General features: G+C 70.8%; 13 protein-coding genes. 5 read left to right on the top strand and 8 right to left on the bottom strand.

What is annotated here, in order from left to right; genetic code table 11:
• Positions 1-147: 147 nt before the first annotated feature.
• Positions 148-1,368, bottom strand: a complete 1,221-nt coding sequence (locus tag ACLVWQ_RS00640) for an ROK family protein (RefSeq protein WP_414106048.1) — start codon at positions 1,366-1,368, stop codon at positions 148-150.
• A 430-nt stretch (positions 1,369-1,798) separates the two neighbouring features.
• Here ACLVWQ_RS00640 and ACLVWQ_RS00635 point away from each other — a divergent pair, with 430 nt between their 5' ends.
• On the top strand, positions 1,799-2,380 hold the full coding sequence (locus ACLVWQ_RS00635) for a biotin transporter BioY (protein WP_414106047.1): 582 nt from the start codon (positions 1,799-1,801) through the stop codon (positions 2,378-2,380).
• Between the two features lie 116 nt (positions 2,381-2,496).
• Here ACLVWQ_RS00635 and ACLVWQ_RS00630 read toward each other — a convergent pair whose 3' ends face one another.
• Positions 2,497-3,258, bottom strand: coding sequence for a hypothetical protein (locus ACLVWQ_RS00630; protein WP_414106046.1), 762 nt, complete (start codon positions 3,256-3,258; stop codon positions 2,497-2,499).
• A 195-nt stretch (positions 3,259-3,453) separates the two neighbouring features.
• Between ACLVWQ_RS00630 and ACLVWQ_RS00625 the strand changes: the two genes are divergently transcribed.
• Positions 3,454-5,268, top strand: a complete 1,815-nt coding sequence (locus ACLVWQ_RS00625; RefSeq protein WP_414106045.1) for a protein kinase domain-containing protein — start codon at positions 3,454-3,456, stop codon at positions 5,266-5,268.
• A 61-nt stretch (positions 5,269-5,329) separates the two neighbouring features.
• Here ACLVWQ_RS00625 and ACLVWQ_RS00620 read toward each other — a convergent pair whose 3' ends face one another.
• Positions 5,330-6,868 (bottom strand): amino acid permease, encoded by a 1,539-nt coding sequence (locus ACLVWQ_RS00620; RefSeq protein ID WP_414106044.1) that lies wholly within the window; start codon positions 6,866-6,868, stop codon positions 5,330-5,332.
• 231 nt (positions 6,869-7,099) lie between these two features.
• Here ACLVWQ_RS00620 and ACLVWQ_RS00615 point away from each other — a divergent pair, with 231 nt between their 5' ends.
• Positions 7,100-7,585, top strand: coding sequence for a ribose-5-phosphate isomerase (locus ACLVWQ_RS00615; RefSeq protein ID WP_414106043.1), 486 nt, complete (start codon positions 7,100-7,102; stop codon positions 7,583-7,585).
• A gap of 326 nt (positions 7,586-7,911) precedes the next feature.
• On the top strand, positions 7,912-8,736 hold the full coding sequence (locus ACLVWQ_RS00610) for an Fpg/Nei family DNA glycosylase (RefSeq protein WP_414106042.1): 825 nt from the start codon (positions 7,912-7,914) through the stop codon (positions 8,734-8,736).
• Position 8,737: 1 nt separating this feature from the next.
• Here the strand turns inward: ACLVWQ_RS00610 and ACLVWQ_RS00605 are convergent, their stop codons facing one another.
• From ACLVWQ_RS00605 to ACLVWQ_RS00590, 4 genes are all read right to left on the bottom strand, one after another.
• Positions 8,738-9,931, bottom strand: a complete 1,194-nt coding sequence (locus tag ACLVWQ_RS00605; protein WP_414106041.1) for a glycoside hydrolase family 64 protein — start codon at positions 9,929-9,931, stop codon at positions 8,738-8,740.
• A gap of 85 nt (positions 9,932-10,016) precedes the next feature.
• Complete coding sequence (locus ACLVWQ_RS00600; protein WP_414106040.1) at positions 10,017-10,751, bottom strand: chitinase; 735 nt, start codon at positions 10,749-10,751, stop codon at positions 10,017-10,019.
• Between the two features lie 196 nt (positions 10,752-10,947).
• The gene (locus tag ACLVWQ_RS00595; protein WP_414106039.1) at positions 10,948-11,466 is read right to left on the bottom strand and encodes a lytic polysaccharide monooxygenase auxiliary activity family 9 protein; all 519 of its coding nucleotides are present in this window, start codon (positions 11,464-11,466) and stop codon (positions 10,948-10,950) included.
• Between the two features lie 557 nt (positions 11,467-12,023).
• Positions 12,024-13,259, bottom strand: a complete 1,236-nt coding sequence (locus tag ACLVWQ_RS00590) for a GNAT family N-acetyltransferase (RefSeq protein WP_414106038.1) — start codon at positions 13,257-13,259, stop codon at positions 12,024-12,026.
• Between the two features lie 186 nt (positions 13,260-13,445).
• Between ACLVWQ_RS00590 and ACLVWQ_RS00585 the strand changes: the two genes are divergently transcribed.
• A complete protein-coding gene (locus ACLVWQ_RS00585; RefSeq protein ID WP_414106037.1) occupies positions 13,446-14,627 on the top strand; it encodes a PP2C family protein-serine/threonine phosphatase in 1,182 nt (393 codons plus the stop codon).
• A 375-nt stretch (positions 14,628-15,002) separates the two neighbouring features.
• Here ACLVWQ_RS00585 and ACLVWQ_RS00580 read toward each other — a convergent pair whose 3' ends face one another.
• Positions 15,003-16,190, bottom strand: a complete 1,188-nt coding sequence (locus ACLVWQ_RS00580) for a cation:proton antiporter (protein WP_414106036.1) — start codon at positions 16,188-16,190, stop codon at positions 15,003-15,005.
• Positions 16,191-16,301: the final 111 nt, after the last annotated feature.

Below are 16,301 nucleotides of genomic sequence, written 5' to 3'. Positions count from 1 at the left end.
GTCAGGGCATCCGGCCGATCCGCGCGGTGGAACGGCAGTGCGTCAGTGCGTCAGTGCGTCGACGTGTCAGCAACAGAAGGTGCGACAGCTCATGGGCACGATGCTCCTGGCCTGGTATGACGCCTGTCAACATTCGGATTTTCTGAATTAAGTCGGCCCCGGTGAGAGGGCCCGGAGCCGACCGGGCGACATGCCGAGCGGGTCGCGGTACAGGACGTCCAGGGCGACCGAACCGCCCGCGACGGCCAGCACCGAGTCCGGGAAACTGGTCGGCACGACGGCCGCCGCACGGTCGGACCCGACCTCCTCGCGCAGCGCCGCGAGGCAGTCCTCCCGGTGGACGGCGCCCATCTCGGTGACGACGACCGTGTCCGGGTTGAGCACGCCGAGCAGGAGTCCCACGGCCCGGCCGGTCATCCGGGAACGGTGCAGCAGCAGCCGTACGGCGATCGTGTCACCGCGGGCCGCCGCGGCCAGCACGTGCAGGGGGTTCGAGGTACGGATGACCCCCGCCTCCCGCGCCCGCCGGCACAGGGTCCGCTCGCTCAACTCCGCCTGGAGGCAGCCGCTCCGGCCGCAGCCGCAGGGCTCCGTGCCGCCCGTCAGGGGCAGATGGGCGATCGAGCCGGCCTGGGAGCGGGGGCCGTGGTGGACCTCGTCATGAGTGGCGAAGGCGGCGTCGACGACGTTGCCGACGAAGAGGTGCAGCACGCTGCGGCTGCCGCGGGCCGCCGTGCCGAAGAGCCGCTCGCCGTTGACCAACGCCCGCGCGTGGCCGTCCACATGGACCGGCAGTCCGGTGTGCGCGTGGAGCGTCTCGCGTACGGGGACGTCGTGCCAGCCGAGGAGCGGGTGGTCCACGATGGTCCCGGAGTCCCGGTCCACCCAGCCGCCGGCCGCGATGCCCACGGTGAGCGGAGTCCGGCCGCTGGCGCCCGCCAGGAGGGCCCGCAGTCCGGCCGCGGCGACGGTCAGCACCCGGTCGGGTCCGGTGCCGCCGTCGTGGCTCAGCCGCCGCTCGACGACGACCCGGCCGCGCAGGTCGAGGAGCGCGACCGTGGTGTACGGCACCGCCACGTGGATGCCGCCGACCACGAACCGGGAGTCGTCCAGGTCGACCGGTACGTGGGGCCGCCCGACGCCGTTGGACCTGCGGGGTCCGGACGCCTCCCGGATCAGGCCGAGCGAGGCGAGCCGCGTGCAGTGGCCGGTGACCGACGCGGGGGAGAGGCCGGTCAGCCGGGCGACGGTGCTGCGGGCGACCGGGCCGTGGTCCAGGACGGACCGCAGGACGGCGCTGGCACTGGTCCTGCGCCGATCGCTGTCGACGGCACCCCGACGAACCGGGGCGAGGGAGGAGCTGGGCATGGAGAACTTCCTCGGAGGCTGGTCCGACACTGCGCCGACGTCTGTCTGTCCCGTCTCGGCGAGCCGGAGTGCCTCCGTGCTCGCCTCAGGCGAGGCGACAGGTGGCGGTGCCCTGGCGCCGCAGGTCGACATAGCGACGCGACGCGAAGTTCTCGGCTTGGGCAACCATGCCTTGAGGGTAGGCGGTGCACGGGGGTACGACCAGTGCCGCCGGGGGCGGCGGCGGAGGCGGAAACCCTTGGCGGGACCCGCTCCAGTGACCAGCATCACGCCCCCACAGGTGTACAGGACACCCTTTGTCGGAGGTGCACCAACCCCCACCTCCCCCCTTTGTCGACCGCTGACGGTGATCGCCGCACCCCCCTGGGATAGCGTCACGATGACCCCGCCCACGCCCAGACCCGCCGCCCACACCCCCGCCGGAGCCCTCATGACAACCGCCGTCGCCCCCGCCCGCCCGCGCCAGGTCATCGCCGACCTCCTCCCCGTCTCCCGCGTCAGGGACGTCGCACTGGTGGCGGGCGGCGCCGCCCTCACCGGCATCGCCGCCCAGATCGCGGTACCCGTCCCGGGCTCCCCGGTCCCGGTGACCGGCCAGACCTTCGCCGCCCTCCTCGTCGGCACCGCGCTCGGCGCCGGCCGCGGCCTCTCCTCGCTCGCCCTGTACGCGCTGCTGGGCCTGGCCGGGGTGCCGTGGTTCGCGGGAGGCACCTCCGGGGCCACCGCGTCCTTCGGCTACATCCTCGGCATGCTGCTCGCCGCGACCGTCGTGGGCACGCTCGCCCGCCGCGGCGCGGACCGCTCGGTCGTCCGCATGGCGGGCACGATGCTGCTGGGCGAGGCGATCATCTACGTGATCGGTGTCCCGTACCTGGCCCTCGTGGCCGACATGACGGCGACCCAGGCCGTGGCGGCGGGCCTCACCCCGTTCCTCATCGGGGACGCGGTCAAGGCCGCGCTGGCGATGGGCGTGCTCCCCGCCGCGTGGAAGTTCGTCAAGCGGGAGAGCTGACGACCGCGCGGTAGTTCTCCCGCAAGAGGTTCGCCGGGGTAGTACAGGACGTCATGCCGTCACGGCATCACGCCGTCACCCCGGCGAACCTCTTGTGCGTCAGGTACGTCAGTACGTCAGGACTCGCTCCGGCCCGGCCCCCGCCGCGTCCACCACAGCCCCACCGCTCCCGCGGAGATGAGCGCGGCGCCCGCGGCGCCGAGCGGCAGGACCTGATCGGCGGGACCGGTCCTGGGCAGTTCCCCGCCCCCGGTCCTGCCGCCGCCCTTGTCCCCGGACGCGTCACCGCCCGGAGTGACCGGGCTGTTGTCGGTGCCGAGCAGCAGAGGTGTCGTCGGGGCGTTCGGCGCGGGGTTGTTCGCACCGAACGGGACGGGACCCTGCTGCCAGAACGTCTTCTTGCCGTCGGTCGTCTGGACGGGCAGACAGATCTTGCCCTCCTTCTTCACGTCGAACGTCGCGTCCACGGCGTACGTCTTCGACCTGCCGGCGGCCAGATTGTCGATGGTGCAGGTGAAGCCACTGTTCCAGCCCTCGGAGAGATCCTTCTCCGCGATTTTCGAGCACCCCTCGACAGCCTTGACCGTGAGGCCGTCGAAACCGACCACCAGCATTCGGATCGCGCCGCTGTCCTTCGTCCCCCCGTTCTTCACCGTGGCAGTAATAGCGGTTTCCTGCGAACTGTTGTCGACGTTGATCTTCTCGGGCAGTGACGTCGTCAGCTTCACACCTGCGGGCGCTTCGTCGACGACCTTTCCCCCTTTGTCGCTCATGGGCCCGGGATCGTCCGCGCCGGCGGGAAAGGAAAAGATCAGCACCGCCGAGAAAGATGCGGTGAGCAGCGATCCCGTGGTGATCGTCATGCGACGAGAGCTCATGTTCGTCCCCCTTGTAACCCCATGTCTGCGCCGGAATTCGCAGTACTTGAAGAGGTACCACAAGATTTCTCCGCACTATGCTGGTCGACACAAAGATGTGTCCATCGTGCTTCTTTGCGGTTCTTCTGTGGCAGGTGTTGAAGGGGGGACATAGGGGTGCCGGAAACAACGAGGGGCGGTATTCCGGGATTGCTTGTGACAGGTCGATATCGACTGGTCGAGAGTATTGGTCAAGGAGGAATGGGGCGGGTGTGGCGGGCCGCCGACGAAACGCTCGACCGGCAGGTCGCCGTCAAGGAGATGCGCATCGACCGCATGGACCAGCTGGACCAGGAGGACGCCAGGGTCCGCCGTGAACGGACCCTGCGCGAGGCCAGGGCCACGGCCCGGATCGACCATCCCAACGTGGTGCGCGTGTACGACGTCGTGGACGAGGGCGAGCGCCTGTGGATCGTGATGGAGCTGGTCGACGGCCGCTCCCTGGAACAGGTCGTGGCGGAGGACGGTCCGCTGAGCCCGCGCGACACGGCCCGGATCGGGCTCGAACTGGTGGCGGCGCTCGGCCAGGTGCACGCGGGCGGCGTGCTGCACCGGGACATCAAACCGGGCAACGTACTGGTCGAGCGGCGGGCCGGCCGGGTGGTCCTCACCGACTTCGGCATCGCCGCCATCCAGAACACGGAAGCCCTGACGGTGGCCGGCATGCTGGTCGGCTCGCCCGACTACATGGCACCCGAGCGGGTCTCCGGCCGCCCGCAGGGCCCACCGTCCGACCTCTGGTCGCTGGGCGCCACCCTCTGCGCGGCACTGGGCGGGCGGTCGCCCTTCTCCCGCGGGACGACCCTCGCGACGCTGCACGCCGTGCTGTACGAGGAGCCCGAGATCCCGCCCACGGCGGGGGAACTGCGGGAACCGCTCACGGACCTGCTCCGGAAGGACCCGGCGGTACGCCCCGCGCTGGAACAACTGGCCGCGCTGCTGAGCCCGGTGGCGGACGACAGCACGGTGACGGTGACACCGCCGCCGCCCGACGTCACGCCCCCCGACGAACCGGAGCCCGCCCCGGAGACCGCCCCGGGGGACGAGGAGGAGACGACGGCCCTGGGCACGCCGAAGCCGGCACAGCCCGTACAGCCCGTGCAGGACGCGATACCGGTCCGGCGTACACCGACGCTGCGGACCACTCCCGACCCCAGCACTCCGGCCACTCCAGCCTCTCCGGCCACTCCATCCACCCCTGACACCACGGACAACTCCAGCCCCTCCGGAGCGAAGCCGACGCCGGCCGAGCCGGAGGCACCCGCCCCCGAACCACGTCCCGCGCCCCCCGACGTCGGGAACACGTCCTCCGAAGCCCCGCCCGGGAGCACCCCCGAGCTCCCCTCCGAGGGCGCGACTCCCGGGCGCCCAGGTTCTCGCCGCAAGGTCCTGACGGCCGCCGTGGGCGTGGCCGTCGCCGGAGCCCTCGCCGGTCTGCTCGTCCCGTTGCTCGGCGGCTCGCCCGGTGACAAGGACAAGGCCTCCCGGTCCGGCTCCGGCGCGGACACCCCGCCGCCCACCGTCGAGGGCACCGCACGCCCGCCGAGCCTTCCGGCGGGCTCCCGCACGGAGGCCGGGCTGTACGCCTGGGTGCCGCCCAAGGGCTGGGAACGGGTGGTGCAGAGCGGCGCCGAGGTCCACTACACCTCACCGGACCGCAAGCAGGAGGTCCTGGCCAACGCGTCCCCGGCCCGTGGTGACCTGATGGACCAGTGGCAGAAGACGGAGAAGAGCACCAGCAAGGGCCTGGACTATCGGCGGATCCGCCTGGAGGAGACCACGTTCAAGGGGCGGCCCGCGGTCGTCTGGGAGTACACCGTCACCGCCAAGGGGCTGCCCTGGCACGCCCGTCTGCTCGGGTTCGACACCGGCGGCAAGTCCTACGAGATCACCACCTGGTACTACCCGGAGATCGAGGACCGGGCGCTCCCCGTCTACGAGAAGGTCCAGAAGAGCTTCACGCCGCTGTGACCGCGAACGACGACGCCTCCGCGGCAGGGAACCGCGAAGGCGTCGTACGGAAGGCGGACCGTCAGACCCGCTCGGCGCCGGAGGCCCCGGCCTCGCCGGGCTCCTCGTCCTGCCCGGCCGGCACCTGCTCCGCGCCTTCCTTCTCCTCGGATCCCTCCTGGAGGCGGCTCTTCCCGCGGCGCACCTTCTCCAGGACCAGCGCGATGCCCACCACGACGGCCGCCACCAGGAGCGACAGCAGGACGGTCTCGCGGCCGTCGTGCTCGGTGTCGGTGAGCATGTAGCCGAGCACGAAGACGATCAGCGCGATCGTCGCCCACGTCAGATACGGGTACAGCCACATCCGTACGACCAGCTTCTCCGGCGTCTCACGCTCGATGATCTTCCGCATGCGCAGCTGCGAGAGACAGATGACGAGCCAGACGAACAGGGCGACCGCGCCGGAGGAGTTGACCAGGAAGAGGAAGACCGAGTCCGGGAACTCGTAGTTGAAGAAGACCGCGACGAAGCCGAAGGCGACGGACGCGAGGATCGCGGCCATCGGCACGCCACGGCTCGTGGTGCGGGAGAAGGCCTTCGGGGCGTCACCGCGCCTGCCGAGCGAGAAGGCCATGCGGGAGGCCGTGTAGAGGCCGGAGTTCAGGCAGGACAGGACGGACGTCAGCACGATGAACTTCATGATCTCGCCGGCGTTCGGGATACCGAGCGAGTTCAGGGCGGCGACGTACGAGCCGTCGTCCTGGATGGCCTTCGAGTCCCAGGGCAGCAGCGTGACGACGACGAAGATCGAGCCGAGGTAGAAGATGCCGATACGCCAGATGATGCTGTTGGTGGACTTCGTGACGGCGCGCTGGGGGTTCTCCGACTCGCCCGCCGCGAGGGTGGCGATCTCGCTGCCCATGAAGGAGAAGACGACGAGCAGGATGCCGGTGAGGATCGCGCCGGGCCCGTTCGGCAGGAAGCCGCCGTGTTCCGTGAGGTTCCCGAGGCCGGCGCTGTCGCTGTCGACACCCGGCAGTACGCCGAAGACCGCGAGCCCGCCGATGACGATGAACGCGCCGATCGCGACGACCTTGATCCCGGCGAACCAGAACTCGAACTCGCCGTACGAGCCCACGGAGACCAGGTTCGTCGCGGTCAGCACGAGCATGACGAGCAGGGCCCAGCCCCACTGCGGTACGGCCGGGACCCAGCTCTCCAGGATCACCGCGCCCGCGGTGGCCTCGATCGCGAGGACGACGACCCAGAAGAACCAGTACAGCCAGCCGATCGAGAAGCCCGCCCAGCGGCCGAGCGCGCGGTCGGCGTGTGCGGAGAACGAGCCCGAGGTCGGATTCGCGGCGGACATCTCGCCGAGCATCCGCATCACGAGGACGACCATCGTCCCGACGAGGGCGTACGACAGGAGGATGCCGGGGCCCGCGGTGGCGATGCCGGAGCTGGAGCCGACGAAGAGGCCGGCGCCGATGACGCCGCCGATGGCGATCATCGACAGATGGCGGTTCTTGAGCCCGGCGTGCAGGCCGTCGCCGGGATCGCCGGGTTCTCCCGGGCCGTCGGGGCCGTTACCGGCCTTCGTCAGGGTCGGCTGCGAAGTCATGGGGGGAGGTTCCTTTGCGCCGGGGACTGTGGGGGGACTGCGGGGACGTGACGAGCCGGTTCAGTGAATCCCAGGCGAATATATTCGTGAACCTTTGAATCCAGATCGTTACTTGAGGTTTTCTTGAGGTTCTATAGTGTTTCTTGAGGGAATTCCGGCATTCGCCTTGAAAGGGTTTCCCGCGCCTGCCCCGGCGGGGCCGATCCGAAACAGCCATGTCACACTCGGACCATGCGCGTGTACCTCGGCTCCGACCATGCCGGCTTCGAACTCAAGAACCACCTCGTCGAGTGGCTCAAGACCGCGGGGCACGAGCCCGTCGACTGCGGGCCCCTCATCTACGACGCCCAGGACGACTATCCGCCGTTCTGCCTGCGCGCCGCCGAGCGTGCCGCGGCCGACCCCGAGGGGCTCGGCGTCGTGATCGGCGGGTCCGGGAACGGCGAGCAGATGGCCGCGAACAAGGTCGAGGGGGTGCGGGCCGCTCTCGCGTGGAGCGTGGAGACGGCGGCGCTCGGGCGACAGCACAACGACGCGAACGTCGTGGCCGTCGGCGCGCGGATGCACTCCGAGGAGGAGGCGACGAAGTTCGTCGAGACCTTCCTCGGTACGCCGTTCTCCGGGGACGAGCGGCATACGCGGCGGATCGAGATGCTGGCGGCGTACGAGACGACGGGTGAACTCCCGCCGATTCCGCCGCACCATCCGCAGAGCTGAAGCCCTCCCCGGGTTCGTGCGTCGGGTGCGGCGGGGTGGGGGCTGGTCGCGCAGTTCCCCGCGCCCCTTGAAGGCGGGGCTTCGCCCTCGCCTCCTGGGTCCGTCCTGCGGGTGCGGGTGCGGGTCCGCTGTCGCTGGTCGCGCAGTTCCCCGCGCCCCTGAAAAGCGGGCTGCGCCCTGCTTTTCAGCGCCGCCCGGCCGGGGGTCGGGTTTTTAGCCCGTCCGGCGTTTGAGGACGAGGCCGTTCAGGCCGATGCGGGGGTCTGGGGGCGGAGCCCCCAGGAGGGACGGGCGCCCCCTTACCGCGACCGTCCCAGGAGGTTCTCGTGCCGGAGGGGCACACCATTCACCGGCTGGCCGCCGACTACCTCGCCGCCTTCGGTGGCCGCCCGGCCCGAGTGACCAGCCCGCAGGGCAAGTTCGCGGACGCCGCGGCCCTCCTGGACGGCACGGCGCTCAGCACCGCCGAGGCTCACGGAAAGCACCTCTTCCTCCGCTTCGAGACGGAGGGCTGGGTCCACATCCACCTGGGCCTCTTCGGCAAGGTGAACTTCGGGAAGGTGGCCGCCGACGGCCCGCCCGCGCCCCCGCCCACCGACACGGTCCGCCTCCGGCTCGCGAACCGGACCGCGTACGTCGACCTCCGCGGCCCCACCACCTGCGCCCTGATCGCGGACGCGGAGAAGCAGGCTATACACGACCGCCTGGGCCCCGACCCGCTGCGCGAGGACGCCGAGCCGGCCCGCGCGTACGAACGTGTCGCGCGCAGCCGTACGACGATCGCCGCCCTCCTGATGGACCAGAAGCTCATCGCGGGCGTGGGGAACGTGTACCGCGCGGAGGTCCTCTTCCGGCACGGCATCGACCCGTACCGAGCGGGCCGGGACATCACACGGTCCGAGTGGGACGCGATGTGGGCGGACCTGGTGGCGCTCATGCGCGAGGGGGTCCGCAACAACCGTATCGACACGGTCCGTCCGGAGCACGAACCCGAGGCGATGGGCCGCCCGCCGCGCAAGGACGACCACGGCGGCGAGGTCTACGTGTACCGCAGGGCCGACCTGCCCTGTCACATCTGTGGCGGCGAGATCAGCACCGCCGATCTCGCCGCCCGCAACCTCTTCTGGTGCCCTGCCTGTCAGAGGACCTGACTCAGTTGAAGGAGCCGAGGGTGATGGTCGCGTCCTTCGGGTCGCCGTCGTGGACCAGCGACTCGTGGTTGCCGACGTCGTCGAACGCGAAGGCGTACGCCTGCCCGTCCTCCATCTGGTCGTGGACCAGGCGGGCGTAGTGGTTGGTGACGTCGTCCTGGTAGAAGCCGGAGGCGTCGGCGTCGGGCTGCTGGGAGTTGGTGAGCAGCGTCGAGCGGTTGTACGCGGCGCACAGGGTCCGTGAGATGGGCCCGCGGACCTGGTCGTTGGGCGCGTCCAGCTTGTTGTAGCAGCCGAAGACGGAGTCGGAGTCGGGCTTGTCGAAGGACGTCACGACGGCGCCGGTGCCGTCGGTGAACTCCATCTTGCCGCCGTTGACCTTGCCCTCGAACTTGTTGTCGGGCTGGTCCTTGAACGGGGTCACCGTCAAGGTCTCGGAGGAGTACTTGGACCAGACCCGGTCGATGTAGTCGTCCATCACCCCGGCCGGGATGTCACCGGAGGCGATGCCGTGCCCGGGGGCCAGCACGCGCAGCGGGGTTCCGTCGCCGCTGGACTGGACCAGCCCCTCCCAGCCGCCGCCCTGCTCCTTGAGGCCGTTGACGACCGCCTGGTAGCCGCCGGCCTTGAGCTTGCCAGTCTCCTTGGTGGAGCCGTCGCCGCCGGTGAGGCCCACCGAGTACGGCGCGGAGAACATGTCCACCTGGGTGGAGTTCAGCCACAGACCGGAGTCGTTGAGCGTGTACTCGGTCCAGTTGAACAGGATGTCGTGGTTGGGGTCGGAGGGGTTCTGCACGGCGGGCTGCACGAGGCCGCCGTCGGCGAGCCGGAAGTCCAGCTTCTGGCCGTACGAGAAGTAGACCCGGCCGGAGAACTTCGGGAGCTCGACGGTCTTGGACGCGCCGTCGGCCGGTCCGGCGAACGAGGCGTCGGGGGCCGGGGCCGGCGGGTTGCCACCGGCCGGCCAGGCGTGGAAGGCGCCGCTCTCGTCGGCGTAGCCCTGCTTGCCGGAGGCGAGCTCGGTGCCGATCACGTACACGTACACCTGCTCGCCGCTGCCCGAGGTGTTCTTCAGGGTGAGCGGGATGGTGTCCCCGACGGCGGCGACCGGGTCGGCCGGTCCGACGATGACGGCGACGGCACCGAGCGCGGCCGCGACGGCCAGGGATGCTGTCAGCTTGCGTGCGGAAGGCATGCGGTCCTCTTTGCTAGGGGGTGGGGGGTCTGAGCGCGCCGCCCGGCTCGGGTGGGGCCGGAGCCGGGCGGCCACGCGCTCGGTCTCAGCAGCTGAGGTTGTCACCGGCTTCGACGCCGAGCAGCTGGGTGAAGCGCTGGTAGTTGTCGATCCGGCTCTGGACCTGGCCGGGATTGCCGCCGTTGCACTCCAGGCTGCCGTTGATGGACCGGATGGTCTCGCCGAATCCGGCGCCGTTGACCATGGCGTCGTGCGGCGTCATGGTGCCGGGCCCGGTCTGGGTGTTCCAGTACCACAGGCCCGTCTTCCAGGCCACGGCCGCGTCGTTCTGTACGAGGTCGGGGTTGTTGAGCAGGTCGATGCCCAGGGCGTCACCCGCGGCCTTGTAGTTGAAGTTCCAGCTGAGCTGGACGGGGCCGCGGCCGTAGTACTTGTCGTTGCCGGCCGGGCAGCCGTAGGGCTGGGTGGAGTCGCAGTAGTGCGGGTAGTTGGCCGTGTTCTGCTCCACGACGTACTGCAGGCCGCCGGTCTCGTGGCTCACGTTGGCGAGGAAGGCGGCGGCCTCCTGCTTCTTCACCGTGTCGCTGCCCGTGTTGCTGAAACCGGGGTAGGCGTCGAGCGCGGCGGTGAGACCGCTGTACGTGTAGAACGCGTTCCGGCCCGGGAACATCTCGTTGAACTGGGCCTCGCCGACCACGAATTCGGCGGCGGTGGTGTCCTCGCCCGCCTTCTGGGCGGATGCCGTCGGGGCGAGCATGAGGCTGCACAGGGCGGCGGCCGCGCCGGTGGCGGTCAGTAGTCCGAGTATGCGTCGGTGCACAGTGTCGACTCCTGGGGATGGGGTGTGGGGGGACGGCGCGCGGGGCGGCGGAAGGAAGGTGGGGGTTTCCGCCGTGGGTACGCGCCGGTCGGGCGGGGATGTTCACCCGGCCGGGATACTTCTCGGGCCGGGCTGCTCAGCCGGCCCGAGTGCTCTCCCGGCCGGGGCGTTCGCCCGTCTGCCGAGGACCGGCCTGTCAGCCGCCGACGTTGACGTCGATGCAGGCGTAGAAGGCGTTGCCGGTGTTGGCCACGTTCCAGACGGCCAGGACCTTCTGCTGGCCGCTGAGACCGCCGAAGTCGACCTGGTGGTTGACCACTGCGCCCGGCTGGGCGCCGCCGTCGTCGAACACGGCGATCTGCTGCCCGCCGGCGTAGTACTCCCAGGTGCTGGTGGCGTGCTGGGCGGTGAGCTTCCACGAGAACGTGGTGTTCTTCTGCACCGGTGTGACGGTCCAGCCCTTGCTGTCGTCGTCCAGCTCGGAGAAGCGGCTGTTGCCGCCGCTGCAACTGGTCAGACCCTTGGGGCCCTCGACGCTCTGGGGCTCGTAGGTGATGTCTCCGCAGGACACCGTGCCCGCGGCGCACTGCGCCTGGCGGCTGGGCGGGTCGGAGATGTAGCCGTGGGCGCTCGCCGAACCGGCGGGAAGGCTCACGGCGATGACCGGGGCGAGGACGGCGCCTACGAGGGCAGCCGTCTTCCTGCTGGCGTGCATGTGGAACTCCTTCACATCAGGCCTTCCCGGGCACGCACGGCTGTGTGGGGGACCGCACGCGGCGGGACCGGCCTCTCGGGTGGGGCCAAGAGGCGCGAAGGTGACGCGCTCCGGCCGTTCGCGCAGGGGGTGTCGATCCCGCGAAGGACCAACTCCCAGAACGGAACGGCGCGTTCTGTTGGACTAGACCATACAAGCGGCTCTTCGCGCTGTGTCAAGGGATGGCACAGCGGCGTCGGAGGGCGCCCGGTGGTCCTCGCCGGCCGGCGGGAGCGCCCGCGCGGCGGCACGGCGGACGGGGCGATGGGCGCGATGTGTGCGTGGGGTGATGGTTTCCGCAGGTCGAGCGGCGGCCGCGGAGGGAGCGGCGGGGGAGCGGCGCGGGCGGCACCGCCCCACGGGACCGGCTGGACACGTGCCACGAACATCGAAAACTTCCCCCGCCCCGCTCGGCCCTGTGCGCCGCAGGCCCCTCCCGCGCTTCCGTGCTCCGGCGTACGGGAGGGAGGCGGGGCGCGCAGGAGACCCCTCCGGCGCGCGAGGGACCTGAGGCTCCCTCAGAAACCGTGCGGCAGCCAGGGGGCCACGGTGGAGGCGAAGCCCAGCGAGGCCTCCGCGAGGGCGCCCTGGCGCAGCTCCCGCACCCGCCCCGCCGCGGCCAGCGAGGCGAGGGACACGCCACCGAGATAGGCCGCCCCCAACTCCCGTACGGAAAGGCTGAGATCGGCCGGGTCGGTGGTCCGCGCGCAGGACGCGCCCTTCGTGTCCCCGCTGAGCCGCCAACGCCCCTCGTTCCAGGGGCAGAAGGCGTCCTCGACCTCGAACACCACATCCACCGGGGCCTGGTACGTCCGTGCGTCCAGCGCCGCGCCGACGTCCACGAGCCGCGCATGGAGCGAGTCCCGCGGCGCGACGCCGCACCGCCGGATGTCGGAGACGAGGTGCTGCCAGGCGTCGTCCAGGGGCCTGTTGTACGTCTTCACCGTGGACGTCAGGTCGATGTGGAAGAGGTGACGCCACAGCGCCGCGTACGCCGCCGGGTCGAGCGCCTCCAGATCGCGCAGCTCGACCGTGCCCTCGGGCCCGGCCGCGTCCCAGTCGGGCTTCACGAAGTAGCGCGCGTAGCCCACGACTTCGTCGCCGCGGCGCGCCAGCACGCACTGCAGCGGCGAGGTGCCCTTGCGCTCGCTCACCGGGTCGAGCAGCGGCAGCCGCTCCCAGCCGGGCGCCCGCCGCAGCATCCCGGGCCGGGCCGCCACCTGTCGCGCGTACACCGCCTCGCAGGCGTCGCGTACGTCCGGGGCGTCGGGCTTTGCCAGGCGCAGCCGTACGTCGTCCGTGCCGTCCGGCACCGACAGCCGTACCCGGGCCGTGTCGATCTCGGCGCGCAGTTGCTGGGTCGCGATGCCGTAGCCGAATCGGCCGTAGATGGCGGGCTCGGACGCGGTGAGCACGGCGAGGGGCTCGCCCAGGGACCGTACGTCGTCCAGCTGACGCCGCATCATCGAGGTCAGCACCCCGCGCCTGCGGTGCGTCGAGGCGACGCTCACCATCGTGACGCCGGCGGCCGGTACGGCGGCGCCGCCCGGGACCGTGACCCGGAAGGAGAACGCGCCGGCCGTGCCCACGCACTCGGCGCCGTCCCAGACCCCGAGGGAGCGGTCGAACTCCGTGAGATCATTCCATAGAGTGCGCTCCTCGGGAGATTCCGCGACTCCGCCGAACGCGAGCTGCAGCTTCCAGTACCACTCGTCCCAGTCGTCCGGATGCAGCACGCGCAGATCTGTCGTCATGTCCCCATGCCTACCAGGGCAATCCGGGATGAGCGACTGGATTTCTCCCGGCTCGGCGGTGTCAGGTCCCCATCCGGCCGTACGCTCTCGGGGGGCCGGGCTTCCCTGTGACTTCCGTCCCCGGACGGGGGACAAGTGGGACCTCCCGTGCCAAGCACCTGGTCCGATGGATAGGGTCCCGAACTAATGGCAGCAGGACGCGAGCGGCGCGCAGAGGCCGATACGTTCACGGCCCGGTTGAAGAAGCAGGTACACCGGGTCCGCACCGGCCTGCGCAGATCCGCCGTCGACTACTTCCGGGGCGACGGATCGGACTGGGTCGCGCTGGCCGGCCTCCTGATGACCATTCCCGTGATCGCCTGCGTCACACTCGTCAACTCCGTCTGGTGTTCACCGGCGATGCTCGTCCTGCCGATCGTGGCGGGCGGGCTGCTGCTGCGCCCGTCGAGCCTGCTCGGGCTGTACGCGGCGGCCGCCACCGCGCTGATCGTGGAGTCCGTGAGACTCGGGCCCTACACCGAGGGCGCGTCCAGGGTGACACCGGGAATCGTGCTGGTCGTGGCCGCGTGCGGGTTCTTCGGGCTGCTGATCGCCCAGTTCCGCAGCCGGGTCGGGGTGCCGTGGCGGCGGGGCGGCACGATGCTGTTCGACCTGCGTGAGCGGATCCGGGTACAGAGCAAGCTGCCGACGCTGCCGATGGGCTGGCACCGGGAGATGGCGCTGCGGCCGGCCGGAGGGCAGTCGTTCTCCGGCGACTTCGTCGTCGCGGCCCGTACGAACGGCGGGCGCACCCTCGAAGTGGTCCTGACGGACGTCTCCGGCAAGGGGATGGACGCGGCGTCGCGGGCGCTGCTGCTCTCCGGCGCGTTCGGGGGGCTGCTGGGGTCGCTGCCGCCGCACGCCTTCCTGCCCGCGGCCAACGGATATCTGCTCCGGCAGGACTGGGACGAGGGGTTCGCGACGTCGATCCACCTCGTGCTGGACCTGGACTCGGGGGACTACGAACTCTTCTCCGCAGGCCACCCGCCGGGCCTTCAGCTCTGTGCGGGCAACGGCCGCTGGGAGGAGAAGACCGCGGACGGGCCGCTGCTGGGGGTCTACGACGGCGCGCAGTTCGACCCGGTGAAGGGGTCGCTGCGGCCCGGGGACGTACTGATGCTGTTCACGGACGGACTGGTGGAGACGTCCGACCGGGACATCGTCGAAGGCATCGACCGGCTGACCGGGGAGGCCGACCGGTATGTGGCCGGCGGGTTCCACGGGGCGGCGTGGCATCTGATCGAGGCGGTGGCGAAGGACGTGAACGACGACCGGGCGCTGCTGCTGATCTGCCGTGAGGGCGCGACGACGGGGCCTGCGACGCTCTGAGCGTGACGGGCCCCGTCGGCGGCGCTTTCTGGGTCGATGCTGGGCGCGCAGTTCCTCGCGCCCCTTGGAGGCGGGGCTTCGCCCTCGCCTCCTGGGTACGTTCGGTGGGTGCGGGTCGGGTGTGGCTGGTCGCGCAGTTCCTCGCGCCCCTTGTAGGCGGGGCTTCGCCCTCGCCTTCCCGGGCGTTCGTCGGGTGCGGGTCCGCTGTGGCTGGGCGCGCCGTTCCCCGCGCCCCTGAAAGGCGGGGCTGCGCCCCTGTCTTTCAGCCCGTCCGGCGTTTGAGGACGAGCGCGTTCAGCGCGATGCGGGGGTCTGGGGGCGGCAGCCCCCAGAAGGGACGGGAAGGGTAGGGGCGGCGGGGGCGAGGAAAGGCCGTCAACCGACCTGCGCGGGCTCCCGCACCCCGACCTCCTCCTCCCGCGCAGCCTTCCCGCCAGGGAGCACCCGTGCCAGCCACCCCGACCGCCCCGCGGCCAGCGGCCCGAGCACGGCCAACACGAGCACGTACCCCGCGATGAAGGGCGAGAGACGGGCGTCCAGCCCCGCCACCGCCGCCATCGTGGCAAGGATCAGCGCGAACTCCCCACGCGCCAGCAGCGTGGTGGAGATGTTCGCCGCAGGGCCGGGCCCGAAGCCGTAGACACGGGCCGCGGCCAACCCCGCCAGCACGTTCATGACCAGCGTCAGCGCCACCGCGGCGAGAACCGGCCACAGAACCGTCGGCAGGTCGCCCGGGTTGATGGAGAGGCCGAAGGCGAAGAAGAACATCGCGCCGAAGGCGTCCCGGAGGGGATGCACCAGCTTGAGTATGCGTTCGCCGGACGTCGTACTGCCGAGCATCAGACCGACCATGAACGCCCCGATCGCGTCCGCGACCCCGAACCACTCCGAGACCCCCGCCACGAACACGGCCGCGCCGAGGAAGGAGATGACGAGCAGCTCGTCGTCCTTGGTGTCGAAGAGGCGCCCCACGATCCGCGTACCGAAGCGGGCGGCGAGCGCGAGGAGCAGCAGGAAGGCGAAGGCCTTGCCGCCGTCCATGAGCGCCGAGCCGAGGGAGTCGGAGCCGGACAGGATCGGCTGGAGGGCCGCCAGGTAGAGGGCGAGGAAGACGTCCTCCACGACGATGATGCCGAGGATCGGCTTGGTCTCGGGGTTGCCCAGCCGTCCCGTGTCGACCAGCACTTTGGTGACGATCGCGGACGAGGAGATACCGAGCACACCGGCGAGCACCAGCGCCTCGGACGTACCCCACCCGAGGGCGAACCCGAAGCCGAGCCCCGCGCCGACGTTCAGGGCGAGGTAGGTGCCCCCGGCGAGTGCCATCCGGCGCCCGCCCGCCTTGAGGTCGTCCATGTGGAACTCGAGGCCGAGGTAGAAGAGCAGCAGCACCAGGCCCAGCGCGGAGAGCATCTCCATGTCGTGCGGGTCCGAGACGAGCACGAATCCGGGCGTGTGAGGGCCGAGCAGTATCCCGGCCAGGATGAAGAGGGGGATGGTGGGGAGCCCGATCCGGGCACCCGCGCGGGCGAGAACGGCGGCGGCCAGGAAGGCACCGCCCATGGCGATCAGGAGCTCTGCGTGTCCGATGGGCCCGTTCCTCCGTGGTGTGTAAGGCAAGCGTGATGTGCAGGTCAAGAGACCGTCAAGAAAGCGTCAGTAGTTAGTTTACCA

It is taken from the genome of Streptomyces sp. CWNU-52B, assembly GCF_047444975.1.
Lineage (GTDB): Bacteria > Actinomycetota > Actinomycetes > Streptomycetales > Streptomycetaceae > Streptomyces.
The sequence above is the reverse complement of the archived record's forward strand: the minus strand, read 5'-3'. Positions and strand labels throughout refer to the sequence as shown.